At 47.3% G+C, this 18,559-nt stretch carries 16 protein-coding genes and 2 tRNA genes; 7 read left to right on the top strand and 11 right to left on the bottom strand.

Going from position 1 to position 18,559, the window contains the following annotated elements; genetic code table 11:
• Nucleotides 1–67 precede the first annotated feature (67 nt).
• Nucleotides 68–2,587 (bottom strand): TonB-dependent receptor, encoded by a 2,520-nt coding sequence (locus tag E0E16_RS12605; RefSeq protein ID WP_130830663.1) that lies wholly within the window; start codon nt 2,585–2,587, stop codon nt 68–70.
• Between the two features lie 190 nt (nt 2,588–2,777).
• Here E0E16_RS12605 and E0E16_RS12600 point away from each other — a divergent pair.
• The 3 genes from E0E16_RS12600 to E0E16_RS12590 all read left to right on the top strand — a co-directional run bounded on the left by E0E16_RS12600 (nt 2,778) and on the right by E0E16_RS12590 (nt 4,471).
• Nucleotides 2,778–2,849 (top strand) — tRNA-Arg (locus E0E16_RS12600).
• 56 nt (nt 2,850–2,905) lie between these two features.
• On the top strand, nt 2,906–3,700 hold the full coding sequence (locus tag E0E16_RS12595; protein ID WP_130830536.1) for an ADP-ribosylglycohydrolase family protein: 795 nt from the start codon (nt 2,906–2,908) through the stop codon (nt 3,698–3,700).
• 45 nt (nt 3,701–3,745) lie between these two features.
• A complete protein-coding gene (locus E0E16_RS12590) occupies nt 3,746–4,471 on the top strand; it encodes an ABC transporter ATP-binding protein (protein ID WP_130830535.1) in 726 nt (241 codons plus the stop codon).
• A 316-nt stretch (nt 4,472–4,787) separates the two neighbouring features.
• Here E0E16_RS12590 and E0E16_RS12585 read toward each other — a convergent pair.
• From E0E16_RS12585 to metK, 7 genes are all read right to left on the bottom strand, one after another.
• Nucleotides 4,788–4,858 (bottom strand) — tRNA-Gln (locus E0E16_RS12585).
• Between the two features lie 239 nt (nt 4,859–5,097).
• Nucleotides 5,098–6,396, bottom strand: coding sequence for a tyrosine--tRNA ligase (gene tyrS / locus E0E16_RS12580; RefSeq protein WP_130830534.1), 1,299 nt, complete (start codon nt 6,394–6,396; stop codon nt 5,098–5,100).
• A gap of 62 nt (nt 6,397–6,458) precedes the next feature.
• Entirely contained in the window at nt 6,459–6,707 is a 249-nt protein-coding gene (yidD, locus tag E0E16_RS12575; RefSeq protein ID WP_130830533.1) for a membrane protein insertion efficiency factor YidD, read from the bottom strand.
• 22 nt (nt 6,708–6,729) lie between these two features.
• On the bottom strand, nt 6,730–7,158 hold the full coding sequence (gene rnpA / locus E0E16_RS12570) for a ribonuclease P protein component (RefSeq protein ID WP_130830532.1): 429 nt from the start codon (nt 7,156–7,158) through the stop codon (nt 6,730–6,732).
• 47 nt (nt 7,159–7,205) lie between these two features.
• The gene (locus E0E16_RS12565) at nt 7,206–7,952 is read right to left on the bottom strand and encodes a uroporphyrinogen-III synthase (RefSeq protein ID WP_130830531.1); all 747 of its coding nucleotides are present in this window, start codon (nt 7,950–7,952) and stop codon (nt 7,206–7,208) included.
• Between the two features lie 6 nt (nt 7,953–7,958).
• Nucleotides 7,959–8,918 (bottom strand): DUF4271 domain-containing protein, encoded by a 960-nt coding sequence (locus E0E16_RS12560; RefSeq protein WP_130830530.1) that lies wholly within the window; start codon nt 8,916–8,918, stop codon nt 7,959–7,961.
• Nucleotides 8,919–8,926: 8 nt separating this feature from the next.
• Nucleotides 8,927–10,219: a methionine adenosyltransferase gene (metK, locus tag E0E16_RS12555; RefSeq protein WP_130830529.1), complete on the bottom strand. Its 1,293-nt coding sequence runs from the start codon at nt 10,217–10,219 to the stop codon at nt 8,927–8,929.
• Nucleotides 10,220–10,409: 190 nt separating this feature from the next.
• On the opposite strand from metK, the gene E0E16_RS12550 reads away from it, so the two are divergent.
• Genes E0E16_RS12550 through dprA form a run of 3 tightly spaced genes read left to right on the top strand, consistent with a single transcriptional unit; the run spans nt 10,410 to nt 13,277 of the window.
• Nucleotides 10,410–11,705: a DUF2851 family protein gene (locus tag E0E16_RS12550; protein WP_130830528.1), complete on the top strand. Its 1,296-nt coding sequence runs from the start codon at nt 10,410–10,412 to the stop codon at nt 11,703–11,705.
• A 1-nt stretch (nt 11,706) separates the two neighbouring features.
• Nucleotides 11,707–12,117 (top strand): acyl-CoA thioesterase, encoded by a 411-nt coding sequence (locus E0E16_RS12545; RefSeq protein WP_130830527.1) that lies wholly within the window; start codon nt 11,707–11,709, stop codon nt 12,115–12,117.
• Nucleotides 12,118–12,152: 35 nt separating this feature from the next.
• Entirely contained in the window at nt 12,153–13,277 is a 1,125-nt protein-coding gene (gene dprA, locus E0E16_RS12540; RefSeq protein WP_130830526.1) for a DNA-processing protein DprA, read from the top strand.
• Between the two features lie 27 nt (nt 13,278–13,304).
• Here the strand turns inward: dprA and E0E16_RS12535 are convergent, their stop codons facing one another.
• Nucleotides 13,305–14,237, bottom strand: coding sequence for a tetratricopeptide repeat protein (locus tag E0E16_RS12535; RefSeq protein WP_130830525.1), 933 nt, complete (start codon nt 14,235–14,237; stop codon nt 13,305–13,307).
• 112 nt (nt 14,238–14,349) lie between these two features.
• Between E0E16_RS12535 and yfcE the strand changes: the two genes are divergently transcribed.
• On the top strand, nt 14,350–14,904 hold the full coding sequence (yfcE, locus tag E0E16_RS12530) for a phosphodiesterase (protein ID WP_130830524.1): 555 nt from the start codon (nt 14,350–14,352) through the stop codon (nt 14,902–14,904).
• Nucleotides 14,905–15,468: 564 nt separating this feature from the next.
• On the opposite strand, the gene E0E16_RS12525 is transcribed toward yfcE, so the two are convergent.
• The gene (locus E0E16_RS12525; RefSeq protein WP_130830523.1) at nt 15,469–16,479 is read right to left on the bottom strand and encodes a M28 family peptidase; all 1,011 of its coding nucleotides are present in this window, start codon (nt 16,477–16,479) and stop codon (nt 15,469–15,471) included.
• A gap of 141 nt (nt 16,480–16,620) precedes the next feature.
• The gene (locus E0E16_RS12520) at nt 16,621–18,489 is read right to left on the bottom strand and encodes a membrane dipeptidase (protein ID WP_130830522.1); all 1,869 of its coding nucleotides are present in this window, start codon (nt 18,487–18,489) and stop codon (nt 16,621–16,623) included.
• Between the last annotated feature and the right edge of the window lie 70 nt (nt 18,490–18,559).

The following is an 18,559-nucleotide window of genomic DNA, read 5'->3' as shown; positions in this document are numbered from 1 at the left end:
AACAAAAAAAACGGGCAAACTTTCGAGGTTTGCACCGCCTTTGTATGAAAAAAAGCCCATGAAAAACCTATTGTCCACCCATATCCGGAGAATCATAAGGATTTCCGAAATTCTCGTCTTGTTCGTTGTTTTCTCGTCTTTGGTTCTTTCGTTTCTTCATGTTACCGAAGTTCCAAGTGAGCGTAAAGCGGAAAGTTCTCCCCGAACGCCATTGCTCCTGATACCGTGAAAACGAGTCGCTGTTGGTGTAAGTTCGCCACTTTCGCGTGTCGAACAAGTCTCTGCAGTTCATCGACAGAACAAGATTCCTGTTGAAGAAGCTCTTTCTCACTCCCAAATCCACACTCCCATTTCCTTTTCTGTAACCTTGTGAAATGGTTTGCCTGCTTCTGTATCTTCCGGTCAGCTGCACGGAGACATCGTAAGGTAGCATAACGCTTGCCTGCATCCGAGCGTTCCACGTGAAATTGCTTTTGCTTTCTCCCGTAATTTCCTGTCCGTCGATGTCGAAATGAAAGCCATTGAGTTTGTAATAATAGAAATTGGCCGATGATGTCAGGTCGAGAATGCGGAAGAGTTTGTTCTTTGCCGTGAGTTCCAAACCGGTGGATGTGCTTTTCGCCACGTTGAAGCTCGTGTTGTACATGAGTCCATCTGTGGAACTTCTGTAATTGATGCGCTGAATAATGTCGTAGGTGGGGCGATAGTATGCCGATACGAGCAATGAGTGCTGCGTCCACGTGTGAAGATAGTTCAGCGAGAAAGAATTGCTGTATTCCGGTGTCAGCTCCGGATTACCGAACGATATGATTGTGGCATCACTTGTGTTGCGAAACGAGTTGAGTTGTCCGCCCCAAGGTCTGCGCAAACGGCGCGTGTAATTCAGTTGAAGCTGGTCATTGGGCGTAATTTGATAGCTCATGAAAACGCTGGGGAAGAGCTGAAAGTAATCTTTCTTGAAAGGCTTATTGCGCAATTGGGCGTCGTGTTCTTGTTCCCATGAGTAGCTTTCGGTATTCACCTTCCAATATTCCGCTCTCAATCCCGCCATCAGTCCGAACTTTCCGAAGTTGTAAGCTCCTGTTGCGTAGAGTGCGTGAATGTCATTTTTATAGATGAAGCGGTTGAAATACGCCTTATCTTCTACAAGATGGTTTCCATACCAGTCGGTCTCGTCCAAATAGCTCTCCTGTGGTGTGTTCTCATTGCTGAATCTTCCCTGATACCCGGCCTGAAGTCTGAACGCCTTTGTTATTTGGTTTTCGTAGTCCAGTTTTAGTTCCCACGAGTGATTGTTGAAGTGCATGGGTCGGAACTGGTAGGAAGCGTGAGGATTCGTCAGTGTCAAAGGCTCTCCGTTGGTATCGAAAAACGTTGTGGAGTCTTGATAAACGCGGTCATTATCCGACTTCCATCTGTTGTATTCCACGTTGAAATCGATGAAATGTCGTTGATTGAAATTGTGGCGATAGCCGAATTCACCGTGCATCATTCGCGTATTTCCATTTCCGGAAGTTGCTCTATGCATGGTTTTGAAGTCGAACGAATTGCCCAGAGTTCCGTAATGATAAGGCGTGAAGCTGTTTTGATTGCGTCCGCCGAGCATAAACATTGCGCCCAGCGTGAAGTCATCCTTTCGTGTAGCGTGAAGAGTCAGTCCCGCGCGAGTGAAGAGGTTGTTTCCCCTGCCGCTGTTTTCCGACATATAGTTTTGGTAGGTATTGTTCCGTTTGTAAACTTGCTCGCTCTTGGCGCCGCCTTTATTGTTGCGATGGCGATACCCGATGTTGAAATACGAATCGATGAGTGGACTGTTATAATTGATGTTGAACGATGTATTGGCTCCTCCTCGCGTATCTACTCCTGCTTGTAAACTTCCATAATAGCCTGCCTTGCGTTCCTTCTTCAGTATGATGTTGATGATGCCTGCCGAACCTTCCGCAGAGAATTTCGCCGACGGATTGTCGATAATCTCTATGCGTTCGATGCTTTCCGCCGGAAGTTGTTGCAGAATTTCCGCCCGGTTATCGCTCGTCATTCCGGAAGCCTTGCCATTGATCCATACCTCTACGCTGGTATTGCCGCGCAGCGAAACGTTCCCATCGTTGTCCACCTCCACGCCGGGGATATTCTCCAGCACGTCGGAAGCTGCCCCACCGGCATTGGCAATCTGTTGGTCCACGTTAAATGTCTTTCTGTCCACTTCCAATTTCATTTCCGCTCGTTGTCCGGTTACCACGACTTCGTCCAGCGTCTTTGTGTCTTCCGCCATGTAAATTGCCATGAAGTTGTGTTTCAGCTTCTGTTCCGACACCGTGAAATGTTTTGTCATATCTTTATATCCCATGAAGCTGGCTGTCAGAGAGTACTTCCCGTTTGGCAATCCACCCACGTGGAAATTTCCTTCCATATCGGTAATGGCACCCTTGAAAATCTTATCGCTCCCCTCTTTCCTTATGGCAACATTGATAAACTCAAGTCCGGTATTCGAGCGTTTGTCCAACACTCTTCCTTTTACCGACCCTTGCGCGAACATCGTTGTGATATTTATCAAGAGGAACAGCGCGACAGTAACGATTCTGTTCATGTTTTCCCAAATGTTCTTGTTCTTTACTTCACCTAAGACTTTTCCCATCGCAAAAAGTTTAACCATGGAATAAAAAAAATGACAGAACTCCCATTATACCATAATTTTTCCTTATCTTTGCAAATGCAATCCGCCGGTTTTCCAACCTTTCTCTTTTGGAACGACAACCGGTTGTCGCAAATCGCGTCATGCCCTTGTAGTTCAATGGATAGAACACGGCTCTCCTAAAGCTGAAATATGAGTTCGATTCTCATCGGGGGTACAACATCAAGACCAACTTTCACAATCCGATAATAATAACCTTACTAACTTATCAATATGCTTGGAGCTATCATTGGCGATATCGTGGGCTCGCGTTTTGAGTTCGGAGGCCAACCACAAAAAGATTTCACACTGTTCACCAACGAGTGTTCCTACACCGACGACACCATCTGCACCGTTGCCGTTGCTGATGCCGTGCTAAACAATCGCGATTACAAGGAGTCGCTGCTTGATTGGTGCCGGCGTTATCCCAACCCCATGGGGGCTTACGGCAATATGTTTCATCAATGGATTAATTCCGACGACCCACAGCCCATGAATTCATATGGAAACGGCTCAGCCATGCGTGTCAGTCCGATAGGGTGGCTCTTCCCGGATTGGGAGGAAGTCATCGCCGAAGCCAAGAAAAGCGCGGAGGTGAGCCACAATCATCCGGAAGGAATAAAGGGCGCGCAATGTGTTGCCGAAGTGATATGCTGGCTGAAAAACATGCGCTACACCAAGCCGGACATTGAGCGAAAAGTAAACAAATTTTACGGATACGAACTGCCTCCGATGAAAGACATCCTGAAAATCGGGGCACAGGGGCATTTCGACGGCACTTGTCAGGAAACTGTTCCGATGGCACTGCGGTGTTTCATGGATGCCAACGACTTCGAGGAAACCATTCGATTGGCTGTTCTCTGCAAAGGCGACACAGATACGAAGGCTTGCATTGCCGGCTCTATGGCGGAAGCTTATTACGAAGTGCCCGGATGGATGATAGAAAAAGCCTTCAGCTACCTTCCGAACGATATGCTGGCAATCCTCGAACAGTTCTACGATGCCATACGAGAGGGCATCAAAATCTAACCTCGGTCTTCGCAAACCGCTCTCAATCCTTTCAGACAAGCCACAATGAAAATAACACTCGAGCAACTCTCCGTAGGCTATAAGGGCTATCCGCCGGTGGTCTCGGGCATCAATGTGGAAATAAGAAGCGGAGAACTGACCTGCCTGATTGGTTCAAACGGAATAGGGAAATCCACCCTCCTGAAGACGCTGACGGGTTTACTGCCCAAACTTGGTGGCAGACTGCTCCTTGATGGCAGCGACATTGACGCACTCTCGCAGCGCGAACGCTCAAAGCTCATCAGCATTGTGCTCACGCAAAAGCCGGAGGTGAGAAACCTCAGCGTAACGGAAATGGTGGGAATGGGGCGCACTCCCTACACCGGCTTTTGGGGAAAACTCAATCATCAAGACCAAACGGTGGTAATACAGGCAATGGAAATGGCAGGCATCCTGAAACTAAAAGACAGGATGATACAGACACTCTCTGATGGAGAACGACAGAAAGTGATGATAGCAAAGGCTCTCGCTCAGCAAACTCCCATCATTTTGCTCGATGAACCTACTGCCTTTCTCGACTTTCGGTCGAAGGTGGAAATGCTGAAACTGCTCAGACGGTTGGCAAATCATACCGACAAGGTGATTTTTCTATCCACCCACGACCTCGAATTGGCACTTCGGTTGGCAGACACCCTTGTCGAACTCAGCTCGCACGGACTGAACGAGGTGCTGCCTACGAAGGTGCAGGCGGACATCAACAGATTGATAGCACTCCAAAAACCTCTCGTTTAGCCCTTGAAAAAACGTAAAAAGCAAGCCACACATCCGACATCATGTACTGCTTTGTAACCAGTTGATTTTCAGGGTGATAAAAACCGCATTTTAAAAGCTTACCTTTTGCACTCCAAAAGCTTAGCTTTTACTCTCTAAAAGCTAAGCTTTTAAATTTCAATAGCTAAGCTTTTGGAATGCGAAGGCATATTCCCGGCTTCAGAAAGAGCATAAAACTTCTACCAAGAAACAAATTTCGAGCCGGGAAATCATTAGAAAAAGGAGAACAAAAAAGGTCGCAAGCTACTTGTTGCCAAATGCTTGCGACCTTTATTAGTTGTCCTAAGCGGATTCGAACCACTACAAACAGAACCAAAACCTGTTGTGCTACCATTACACCATAGGACAATTGCGGTGCAAAGATAGTGAATTTTGACCGTTTAGCCAAACTTTTTACCTCATTTTTATTATTAGTGGGTTGATTTTTCCAATTTGAATGCCATCACATCTCGAATTATTCCGGAAGTGATTGGTTTGCTCCCACAAACGAATTGAAAAAAGGGAATGGCAAATACTCGTCTGCCATCCACTTTTGTTATTTCGTTCAAGAAGAATACATTGGAAAAGAATGTTAGCGCACGAAGACTTTACTTCACAATCACCAACGAATAATTTTTCTTTCCCTTCTGAATGAGAAGATATTTTCCGGCTATCAGGTCATCGGTGGTAATCTGACGGTCGAATGCCATCAGCTTTTCCTTATTCAGCGATACGCCTCCCCCCTTAACGAGCTTACGCATCTCGCTCTTGCTTGGGAAGATTTGCATGCCTTCCTGATTGAAAACTTCCAAAGCGGGCTGCCCGAGTAAGTCTTTTGAAATTTCGTAATGCGGAACATCCTTGAACACATCGTTGAACGTCTGCTCATCGAGTTGCAGCAAATTTTCTTTCGTCGCCTTGCCAAAGAGGATTTGAGAAGCCGCAATAGCCATGTCGAGATCTGCTTGAGAGTGTACCATCCGCGTTACCTCCTCAGCCAAACGCCGCTGAAGGATACGTCGCCCGGGGTCTTGCTTGTGCTCTTCTGTAAGCGCATCGATGGTGGGTTTGTCCAACGAGGTGAAGATTTTGATATACTTCTCGGCATCATCGTCGCTCACGTTCAGCCAAAACTGATAGAACACATAAGGCGTCGTGCGGTTTCGGTCGAGCCAGATATTGCCACTCTCGGTCTTTCCAAACTTCTTTCCATCAGCTTTTGTAATGAGCGGGCAAGTCAGGCAGAATGCTTCCGCTTCCTGTCCCAGTGTCCTGCGGATGAGCTCCGTTCCCGTGGTCATGTTTCCCCACTGGTCGTTCCCCCCAAGCTGCAATTTCACACCGTATTTTTGGTATTGATAGAGGAAGTCGTAGCCCTGCAAGAGCTGATAGGTAAACTCGGTAAAGGAAAGTCCATCGCGTGCTTCTCCGTTCAGGCGCTTCTTCACACTGTCCTTTGCCATCATGTAATTGACGGTGATATGTTTTCCCACTTCGCGAGCAAAATCGAGGAAAGAAAAATCCTTCATCCAGTCGTAGTTGTTCACCATTTCCGCTTTATTAGGGGCATCGCCGTCGAAATCAAGGAATTTGCTCACTTGTTTCTTTATGGCTTCCTGATTGTGGTAAAGCGTTTCCGCATCGAGCAGGTTGCGTTCCTGACTTTTTCCGGATGGGTCGCCAATCATTCCCGTGGCTCCGCCCACCAACAGGTAAGGCTTATGACCACACAACTGTAGATGGCGCAACATCATGATGCCACAAAGGTGGCCTATGTGCAGAGAGTCGGCTGTGGGGTCTGTTCCCAAATATGCCGACACCATTTCCTTTTGCAGGAACTCTTCCGTACCGGGCATAATCTGAGCCAACATTCCGCGCCAACGAAGTTCTTCAACAAAGTTTTTCATCTATGAATGAGTTTGAAGCCGATAAAGGCTATATATTAATATATTTGGTGTTACGTTTCTTGTTATGGAACCGGATCGTATCCGCTTCCGCCCCACGGATTACAACGAAGGATGCGCCATATCGCCAATGCCAATCCTTTTATGGGTCCGTGCTTTAGCAAAGCCTGCCGGGCATATTCCGAGCAGGTGGGGGTAAACCTACAGGAAGGTGGCGTGAAGGGCGTGATGAAGCGTTGATAAAAAAGTATGGGTAACACCATAACTTTGGCGATTGCCCAGGATATGTCATGAATAAGTTGCTTATAAGTCATGCTTCTATCCTCCTCTGCGCTTTTATAAGCGTTCCCCAATGCGGAGAAGAAGGTTGCAAACGCTTGCCTCCACTTCCGCTGAGGTGTGCAACTCATTGTCGAGCCAAATCAGGGCGAGTCTTACCTGTCGTCCATCTTCTTCGTTTACTTTGTCAATCAGCGTGTATTTATTCTTTCTGTATGCCTCGCGAATTTGCCGTTTCACACGGTTGCGCTTCACGGCACGCTTGAAATGTTTTTTGGGGACGCTGATTAAAATCTTCACCGGAACGGCATCGCTTTCCTTTCCCTTATTGCAGGCTTGTTCGTCATTCGCCACCAGATAAACAGCCCTTAAAGGAAAAGCCGACAGTGACCGGCTTTTTCCTCCCATGAAGAGTTGGTCGATGTGTGTCTTGCTGCACAACCGCTCTTCCTTTCGCAAAGTGTATCTACGGGGAGCTGGTTTCATCTGTGGATTGTTTGTTATTGTGAGGGGGGGAAGGGAAATGTCCCACCTCACTTGTTTTCCTCAAGGAAGGCACGGAGCGCACCCGTCATGGAAGGATGTTTCTTCGATGGAGCTTCCAAATCGAGTCGATAACCTTGTGCTTCCACCTCTTTGGCGGTAGCAGGTCCGAAAGCAGCGATTTTAATATCGCCTTGCACAAAGTCGGGCATGTTCTTTTTTAATGCACGCACGCCTGTGGGACTGAAGAACACCAACATGTCGTAGTCGAAGTTTTTCTTCTCCTCTTCCGTGAGATCGTTGCTTACCGTGCGATACATCACACATTCCTTGTGCTTCAACTTATTGCTTGTAAGCAGCGAAGCTATGGCATCGTTGTGTACGGAGCTTTGTGGAACGAGGTATTTTTCCTCTTTATGCTTCACCATGGTAGGAATCAGACTGTCTATCTTGCCCGAATTTCCAAAGAACACCTTGCGTTTTCTGTATTGCACGTATTTCTGAATGTAGAGTGCTATGGTTTCTATGACGCAGAAATACTTCATTGTTTCCGGAATGGTGACGCGCATTTCCTGCGCGAGCTTAAAATAGTTATCAATTGCGTGGCGAGAAGTGAATACCACAGCAGAGTAGTCAAGTAAGTTTATCTTCTGCTGACGAAATTCTTTCGCGGAGAGTCCTTCTACTTTAAAGAAAGGACGGAAGTCAAATTCCACCTCCAGGTCTTTTGCTATGTCATAATAAGGTGACTTTTCGCTACCCGGTTTAGGCTGTGATATCAAGATCTTTTTTATCATCGCGTCTTAATAATTTATGGTCAAATAATTGCCTGTAAATGTCAAGATACCCACCAATGCCGTCAACGGCATCAATTCGAGTGCACAAAAGTACAAAATTATTTGCAGACTTGCCCCTGTTCTTTTGAAAAAGATGACAAAGCCTTGGTAAAAGGTAAGTATCTTGATAAAAACAATGACAAAAGCCACATAAATCATGGTATATTGTGTGGCGAGATGAAAATATATAAGGAGTAATACGACGGGAAAGATAAGCACCCCCTCCGCAGAGGTCAGGAAAAGACAAAGACGCGACCACCTCAAGTTGCGCTTTCGGTCGAAGAATACCCAATTCACTAATGAGTAAAGCAGGTGTTTCAATAAAAAATAGCCCAAGAAGACAGCCAGATAAATTCCAACTATTGCCAATTGGGAATCAAGAATATAAGTTCTGTCGCTCTGCGACCTCGTGAAAAGATAATAGGCTATGCTGAAAAGAAGGGCAGTCTGTAACACTAAAAAGAACTGAAATCGCACTTCATAGGCTGTTTCTGCCACCATTGAGCGACGATTAGGCATATGGAAAAGGCTCTTTATTTGGCGAACGATGAAGTGGCTCGACATCGAAGCCGCTATCATCGCCAAGGCGAAACACAGAAGTAAAGCTCCCGTTACAATATTATCGTTGCTTACGCTATAGGGAGCAGGGTCGCCCAAGACGCCATTACGTCTGAAAACGAACTCGGTACGAAAGTAAGGATTTCCCTTGAAATAGCCTTCTTCCCTAAAATCCACATCCGTGAGCTTAAAAGTCTTCTTTTCTTTCCGGCGCAACAAACTGCTCCCGGTGATAGTTTCCAAAGGAGTGGCTTCCGTTTGCTTCGTTCCACAGAGGGAATCATTGGTCGCCGGGGGTGTTTCCTTTCCTCCCCCCTTTGTCCAATGCTTTAACAGCGATTGAGTTGCTATGGTGTCGGTATTCGACATTTCTCAGATTATAATCCAAAAGCTTTCTTTATTTCCTCCACCCGGTCGAGCTTCTCCCATGTAAAGAGTTCCACTTCCATTTCCTTAGGTTCGTGGTAAAGACTGGTAAAGGTCTTTTTCTTCATTTCGTTTTTGCGCCCCATATGCCCATAGGCTGCCGTTTCCAAATAAATGGGTTGGCGGAGCTTCAACTGTCGCTCAATGGCTTTCGGACGAAGATCGAACATTTCCTGTATTTTCTGTGCTATTTCACCATCGCTAAATTTCACATGCGAGCGTCCGTAAGTATTCACATACACACTAACGGGGCGTGCCACACCGATGGCATAAGCCAATTGCACTAATATTTCATCGCTCACGCCTGCCGCCACCATATTCTTTGCGATGTAACGAGCCACGTAAGCTGCAGAGCGATCCACCTTCGAGGAATCCTTTCCTGAGAAAGCACCACCTCCGTGCGCACCTTTTCCACCATAAGTATCCACGATAATTTTCCGTCCTGTTAAGCCGGTGTCGCCGTGTGGACCCCCGATAACGAATTTCCCCGTTGGATTGACATAATAATTAATTTGATCATTGAAGAGTGCGAGTACTTTCTCCGACTTAATCTGTGCTTTTACGCGCGGAATAAGAATATCCAGCACATCCCGATGTATCTTCGCCAACATTTCTTCATCGGCTTTTCTCTGTGCCTCTTCCGAGTTGTTGGAAGGTTTTACGAAATCATCGTGTTGCGTGGACACAACGATTGCTACGATGCGCTGTGGAATGTCGTCGTCACTGTATTCCACCGTAACCTGACTCTTGGCATCCGGACGAAGATAAAGCATCTCCTTGCCTTCTTTTCTGATATCTGCCAACGTGCGCATGATGAGGTGAGCCAAATCAAGTGTTACAGGCATGTAGTTTTCCGTCTCGTTACATGCATAGCCAAACATCATTCCTTGATCACCTGCTCCTTGATTTTCGGCATCGTTCCTATCCACTCCGCGACGGATATCAGAGCTTTGCTCATGAATAGCAGAGAGAATGCCACAACTGTTGCCGTCAAATTGATATTCAGCTTTCGTATAACCTATTGCATTAATGGTGTTTCTGGTGATGGTAGAGATATCGATGTATTCCTTCGATCGAATTTCTCCCATGATAACTACTTGGCCGGTGGTATTGAATGTCTCAATCGCGCAACGGGAATTTTCATCATAAGCAAGGAATTGGTCTAACAACGCGTCGCTAATTTGGTCAGCCACTTTATCGGGATGTCCTTCCGACACCGATTCCGATGAGAATAAATATGCCATACTTTCTTTATTTTACTTTTACCTCTAACTATGAATTTGCAAAGTTACTGCAACTTAGTGGCAAAACAAAATAAAACGCAAAGATTTAGTTTTTATTAGAATCCCGTTACTTTTGAAAAAACACACAGCCACATTTCGTTTTTATGACCAAAAATTCGTACATTTGCCAATCATAAAATCATCATCTGTCATGGAGGACTTGATTCATTATTGCTGGAAACATAAGCTGTTTCCACTTGCCGAACTAAAAACCATTGAAGGGCAACCCATTGAGGTTATCGACACGGGGTTGCACAATCGCGATGCCGGTCCCGACTTCTTCAATGCAAAAGTGAAGATAGGGAAGACTTTATGGGTGGGAAACGTGGAAATACACGACAAGGCTTCCGATTGGTATCTGCACGGACACGAGAGGGATGTTCACTATAACAACGTGATTCTTCACATCGTGAAAGTTTCTGACACATTGGTGAGGAAACAAAACGGCGACACACCTCCGCAAATGGTACTGCCGGTTCCCGCATTGGTAAAGGAGCATTATAAGGAATTGCTGACCATGGAGAAGTATCCTCCCTGCTACAAAGTGATTCCAAGCCTGAGCCGACTGATGATTAACTCATGGATGAGCGCATTGCAGGTGGAGCGACTGGAACAACACACCCATGCCATCCTGCGAAGGGTTGCCGATTGTGGTGGAGACTGGGAGGCAGGCTATTTCGTTACGTTGGCTCGCAACTATGGTTTCGGCATTAATGGCGATGCTTTCGAGCAATGGGCAAAAAACCTTCCGTTACTTGCCGTGGCGCATCATCGCGACGATTTGTTTCAGACGGAAGCCATCTTCATGGGACAGGCGGGGTTATTGGAGCCCGACTCTATACCCGAACGGCATAGGGAAGAGGCATTGGCAGATGGCTATTTCGAGAAATTGCGGAGCGAATACAGATATTTGGCACACAAATTTTCCATGCGACCGATGGACAACAGTCAGTGGAAGTTTTTGCGACTGCGACCACAAAACTTCCCACACATACGCATCGCGCAATTGGCAAACCTCTACTATCAGCGCAAGGCAGGTTTGGCGGCACTCTTGGAATGTTCCGACATCGATAAACTCTCGGAACTGCTGCAAACGCAGGTAACGCCTTATTGGAGAACCCATTATACTTTTTGGGCAGAGAGCAAAGAAAGCAACAAGAGTTTGTCGAAGACCTCCCTACGTTTGCTTATCATCAACACCGTAATTCCCGTGCTTTTCGCATACGGAAAGCACAAATCATCGGAAAAGTTGTGCGACCGCGCCTTCGATTTCCTCGAAGCGTTGAAAGCTGAAGACAATCACATTGTGAGAATGTGGCAGGAAGTGGGACTGAAAGTGGAGAGTGCCGGCGACTCGCAGGCACTCATACAATTGAAAAAGGAATATTGCGATCGCAAGGATTGTCTGCGGTGCAGAATAGGATATGAATACTTAAAAACGAAATAAAATGAAAAGAAGCACCCAATACATTTACGAGACGCGCATGGAAGTGCGCGATTACGAGTGCGACATTCAAGGCATCGTGAACAACGCGCACTATCTTCACTACACCGAACATACGCGCCACTGCTTCATTCGGTCGTTAGGTATCAGTTTTGCCAAACTGCACGAGAAAGGAATCGACCCGGTTGTGGCACGCATGAAACTCGAATACAAGGTGCCACTCACCTGCGATGATGAGTTCATTTCCCGACTGGCGTTGAAAAAGGAAGGAGTGCGCTATGTTTTCACCCACGACCTTTACCGCGCCTCAGATGAGCGATTGTGCTTCCATGCCGAAGTTACATTGGTGATATTGATTAACGGAAAGATAGGCGAAAGCAAAGAGTACGACGATGCCTTCGCGAAAGTGCTTTAATGAATGTGCCTCCACAAAATAACAACTTGCCATCCATGAATCGGGAACTCCTCTATACCATCGCGCTGACACTCGTCAATCGATTTCATCTTTCAGATTTGCACGAACTCTATCAAAGAGCGGGGTCGGCAACCGCCATCATGGAGAACCGAAACAACATTCGCGACTTGTTTCCCGATGCATCGAATTATCTCGTTGAGGGATTGATGAATTTGGATAAAGGTGTGGAACGAGCGGAAAAAGAACTGGAATACGATGAAGCTCACCAAATAGAAGCCATCTGTCTGAACGACGATCGCTATCCGCAACGTATGCGGGAATGTGTGGATGCACCACTCGTTTTATACATGATGGGGAACGCCGACCTCAACCAACGTCATACTCTGAACATTGTGGGTACAAGGCGATGTACCCCTTACGGACAAGACATTATCCGAACATTTGTCAGGGAGTTGAGAACTCTTTGTCCGGAGGTTTTGATTTTCAGTGGACTGGCATACGGAATAGACATCTGTGCACATCGTTCTGCCCTCGAAAATGGTTTCGACACCGTGGGCGTTTTGGCGCATGGGCTTGATGACCTCTACCCCGGAACACATCGAGAGACAGCCGTAAATATGTTGAAACAGGGTGGATTGCTGACTGAATATATCACACATACACAGCCCAAGGCGCAGAACTTCGTGCAACGCAACCGCATTGTGGCAGGTTGTTCCGATGCCACTCTGCTCATAGAGTCGGCCAACAAGGGCGGAGGGCTCATCACATGTGGCATAGCGCGCAGTTACAACAGGGAGGTCTTCGCGTTTCCGGGCAGCATTGAAGCAGAATATAGCGAAGGTTGCAACCATCTCATCAGGGATAATCAAGCCGGACTCATCACCTCTGCAACCGACTTTGTAAAAGCTATGGGTTGGGAGGATGAACAAATGCTGATGAAAGCTCGTAAACAAGGCATAGAACGAACACTCTTCCCCGGATTGTCGGAAGAGGAACAAGCAGTGGTGGGCGTGCTTCAGAAAAACAACGACCTGCAAATTAATTTGCTTTCAGTCCAATCACATCTCCCTATCGCCCGACTTTCAGGGCTGCTTTTTGAATTGGAAATGAAAGGAGTGGTCAAAGCCATGGCAGGCGGTTGCTATCATCTGTTGGCATAAAATGTACCATGAGTCGCCCTCATATCATCAGTTCCGTAAGAAAGCCTCAACAATTTTTTCCTGTTCACGATAAAAACTTTTCTGTTCCATGTCGGTCGCTGCCGTAACCTGTTCCAAACTTGCTGTCAGGTTCTGCATTTCCCACGTAACGGAATACCCGGCTTGTTGCCTTGTCGCGATACATCGCTCCAATTCATACTTGGCTCCGGGCTTATTGTCGCGAAAGAGTAACTCAGCCAACTGAAAGCGCAGACGCTGTTTGAACTTCTCCTCACGCCGGGTAACGATGGCGCGACACAACAGGGCAATTCTCAGCTCACGAGCATCGGTCAGTTCCGCCAGTTTTTGGTAGAGATACGACTGATGGTGCTTGCGTAAAAGATGGCGATAGATGTTCACGGCTTTGTCTTTCTTCCCCATTATCGTGTAGATCACTGCCTTGTATCGCTGATTATTCATGTTGTACGGACTGTGCTTCAAGGCTTCGGCAAGTATCGGAGCTGCCTTCAAAGCCATTTCCGGGGTGGGATTGCCCTCCACTTCCTTAAACACTTTTCCCACGATGCGCATTCCCACCGACTGAACGGGATGTCCGTTGCTCTCGCCCCGCGTCCAATCGTCGTCGGTAAGTTTCTCTATTCCCCAATTCGTGATGAACTCCAGCATGGAGAACTTCGGGTCATGGTCGAAAACCAACAATGCAGCACGCATCATGGCAGACTGGCCACGCAAGTCTTTATCGTCCATCGTTGGATAAAGACGCAACAAACTCCTAAAAATCTTATAGGCTTCTTCCAGCTTTCGCTGTTGATAGCGCAACTTCATTACGTCGGTTCCCACCCAAAACATGGCTATCGTGGTGTAATGCCCTTTGTGCACGGCATACAGGGGCTGAATGGCGGCGTATGCTTCCTCTGTCTTCCCCTGTTTTCTAAGTTCGAATATATCTCTTACCTCCATCGCTTCGGTATTGGTTCATTCACAAAGATAATGAAAAAAACCGAAATCGCTAAGGATAAACTCGCTAATTTCGGATTTATCATCGTATCTTTGTCGAAAAAATAAGGACAGAATGAAATATTTACTCGTATCGGATATTCACGGTTGCCTGCCGGCTTTGCAGACCGTGCTGAAGTTTTACGATGAGTTGGGCTGCGATATGCTTTGCATTCTTGGCGACATCCTGAACTACGGTCCGCGCAACGCGGTTCCGGAAGGACTGGACGCAAAGGGAATAGCAGAGTTGCTCAACGCGCATGCCGAGCACATCGTGGCAGTTCGAGGCAATTGTGAAAGCGAGGTTGATCAGATGCTGCTTCGCTTTCCCATTCTTGCCGATTATCTGCTCTTGGTAGATGAGGGGAAGAAGCTCTTCCTGACGCACGGACACATCTATAATAAGGAGAAAATGCCACCCGGAAGATTCGATGCCGTTGTTTATGGGCACACGCATCTTTGGGAATTGACGCCGAAAGAGGGCACGCTGATTTGCAACACGGGGTCGATTACTTTTCCAAAGCAGGGGAAAGAACCCACGTTCATGACTTACGAGCGTGGGGTGTTCACCGTTTACAACCTGAATGGCGAGCAACTGACTGAGAAATCCATACCGGTCGTTGGAAGATAAAGTCGCCGGGGAAGCTCAAGAATTACGGAAAACAAGCCGTATCTCCATGTTTTGTTTTCTGACGATTGTTTGGTTTTTTCTTACTTCATACCGATTGAACTGCTCAAACAAACACGACGAGAAATTCAAGAAAAAACCATTGATTTGCAAAAGCTAAGCTATCGCAATCCAAAAGCTAAGCTTTTGCATCGTAAAAGGTAAGCTTTTGAGTCGCAAAAGGTAAGCTTTTGAAACCCCTTTTGTAAACATCTGATTATCAGTGGGTTTCATCGTGCAAAATTTTCCATTCCAATGTTGTGCTTTTCAGCCTGTTGCTCATTGCCGCAAAGTGCCGGGCAACCGAGCATTTTCCCTCTCTGTGGGGAGTCGTTGCCCATCGTAATCGAATCGTTGGGAGCAATAACACATCATCTCAAATCGGTCATGGAAAACCAACGATAAACAATGGTTTCATCATCGAATGACCGGTTTGAGATGAATCGTTTTCATGAAAGTCCGTCAACATCAGCCGTTGCCTGAATTTCGATAAAGAAACGAGGCAATCAACTTAAGTTCCCGGAACATCTAACAGGTGTATAACAACTGGATAAGAGTTTGCCCCACAGCCTGCAAGGTGGCCTTGTCGATGTGTTCCATCGTGTCGTTCACCGTGTGCCATGTGGGTCCGAACGTACTCTGCGGACAATCCGGATAATAAGGAATGATGTCGATGGTGGGAATGTTTGCATTTCGGTTCATGGGATAATGGTCATCGGTAATCATTCCCCCATCAGCATCGGGGAAATAGCTCCCATATCCGGCTACTTTGGCTGCAGCCCAAACCATATCCACCACAGAGGCAGCAAATTGTTTGGAGATGCCCTCGCGATAGAACTGTGCTGCTTCGCCACCCACCATGTCCAGCAAGACGGCAAATTCCGGGCGGAAGCCCTGTGGGAGGTTCAGCGAGAAGTAAGTGGAGCCCAACGCCCAGCTGTCGCCAGTATCCTGAAAGTTGGTTTCCCACTGCGGAATGCCCCAGTCTTCGGCATCGAAGCATACGAAATCCACACCGATGTTCAAACTGCTGTCTGCCTGCAACAGGCGCGCCACCTCAATCATCACCGCCACTCCGGAAGCTCCATCATTGGCAGCCATGACCGGTTTCTTGTGATTGGCGGAGTCCGGGTCGTTGTCTGCCCACGGACGACTGTCCCAATGTGCGCAAAGCATCACGCGACGCTGCGCCTGCGGATTGTAGGAAGCAAGGATGTTGGTTGATTTTAGCAGAGTTCCGTCGTAGCCTTTCAAGTCGGCTTTCTGCGTCATCACTTCGCAACCGTATTGTTTGAACTTGCTGATAATCCACTGTTCGCACCGGTCGTGCGCTGCCGAGTTCATGACGCGAGGTCCGAACGCGCATTGCGCTGCAGTGAAAGCATAGGCGGAATCGGGGTTAAACTTTATATCAACAGGCTTCTCAACAGCCATTGTGTCGATATCAGACGAATTATCGTTCTTCTTTCGGTTGCAACCGGAAATGAAGAGAACGAACAACGTAACGGCAGTAATGCCGAGAAAAAGTTTCATTTTCATATTGTTTGTATCCGATTTTCCCCATGAAAGGGGACGTTTGTTCGATGGTGATATTTTATAGTTGATGTATGACACGCGACAGATAGGCAAAAGACCTCTTCTTCGCTTCAGCTTCAATGGCAAAAAGGCTTGGAAAAGTCTTCATCGGCTGTTTCTTACCGCCTGCACCTGCGTCATGACGCGCAGCCAGTTGCCACCCCAAATCCTCTCAATGTCGCGCTCGCTGAATTTTCTGCGGAGCAGATGAAGTGTGAAATTAATCATTTCGCCGGCATGAGCCATACCGCACACGCAGCCATCGCCGTCGAAGTCGGTGCCCAATCCCACATGGTCGATGCCCATGACATCGATGGCATGTTCCAAATGAGCGAGCACATCGAGGATAGTCGCCTCGCCTTGCTTGGTCAGAAATCCCTTATAAAGGGTGATGTGAGCCACTCCGCCCTTCCGAGCCAAAGCTCGAAGTTGTTCATCGGTGAGGTTGCGTGGCACATCGCACAACGACTTGCAATTGGAATGGCTGCAAACAATGGGCTGTTCGCTGATTTCGAGCGCGTCGTAGAAGCTCTTCTCTGCCCCATGGCTCAAGTCCACCATGATGCCCTGTTTGTTCATCTCTTGGATGACCTCAATGCCGAACTTGCTGACGCCGCCATGCAGGTTGCTGCCTCGTGCCGAATCGCAGATATCGTTGTCGCCATTGTGACAAAGCGTGATATAGGTTACGCCTCGTTGGGCAAAGTGTTTCACGTTCTCCAACCGATGTTCCAAGGCCAACCCATTTTCAATGGCAAGCATGATGCTGTGCCTGCCCTTTCGCTTATCTTCATAAAGATCGGATGGTGTGCGAGCAATACTCAGATAACGACTGTTCCGCTTCACTATCTGCTCTATCTTGTCAAAGATGAGGTCGGCGTAGGTCGATGGTGAAAGCCGGTCGATGACCTCGCTCAACTCGGGATTATATTTTTTCAAACCTGCCACATCAATCTTCGATGAGAAAGTCTCGCCGATACGAGGCTGTGGCAAATAAGCTGCCATCGTTACAGCATCCTGTCTGCCTTCCGACATTTTGTGAAGGTCGTAAAGAACACGCGGATCGCGTTTGCCGAAGTCTATGCCTTGAGGGAAGAACATCGGAGTGTCGCAATGGGTGTCGAGCGTGAGTACGCGTTCATGCAATTGCTTTGCGATATAAAAGTTACCGGCTTGTCCCACAAACCATTTGAAGAGCTTTTGCCCTTCCGCACCCAACCATTCCGGATGCCATTGCACGCCAATGATGGGCTTAAATTCTGAGCTTTCCATTGCCTCAATCACGCCATCGGGGGCAAAGGCTGTCGCGTGAAATCGGCTGCCGGTATCTCTTATCGCTTGATGATGATCGGAATTGACATAGATTTTCTCCTCTTTATATATGGCTTTGAGGATGGACTCGGGACTCAACACGACGCTATGGGTCGGTTCGGAGAAATCGGCATCTTGAGAATGGCGGATGGTTGCCGGCTGCAACGCGGTTATGTTCTTGGATTTGACAAACTTTTTCTCTACGGTCTCTTCTTTCTTAATATAGGGGTCATAGATATGTTGTTGCACTTTCCCTCCCAATACGGTTGCCAATACTTGCATGCCTCGGCAAACGCCCATGATTGGTATCTGACGATTGTATGCCAAACGAGTAATCAGCAGTTCCGGAAGATCGCGCTTATTGTTGATGTGCCCAATAGAGAGCGATGGCTCCTCGTTGCCCCAGAGCGGATTTAAATCAGCCCCACCTGTGAGCAATAGTCCGTCGATATGCTGGAGCATGTTTACCAACACACGCTTATCGGTAATGGGAGGAAGCAGAAAAGGCGTGCCTCCGGCAGCGATGATTTGTTTATGGAATAACTCTCTCACGCTAACATCGGTGTTGGAGATGTTCGTCATGATGCCAATAACCGGCTGACGGCTTCCCTCCGGATAGCTTGCGTATATTTCTTCTAAATGTGATTCTAAGTTATAGTTCATTCCTTTCGTATGGTTATAGAGCAATGTGCGCATTGATGCAAGGCAACATCACGCAGTTCCTCCGGTCAGA

Source organism: Prevotella rectalis (assembly GCF_900607215.1).
Classification (GTDB): Bacteria; Bacteroidota; Bacteroidia; order Bacteroidales; family Bacteroidaceae; genus Prevotella; species Prevotella brunnea.
The sequence above is the reverse complement of the archived record's forward strand: the minus strand, read 5'-3'. Positions and strand labels throughout refer to the sequence as shown.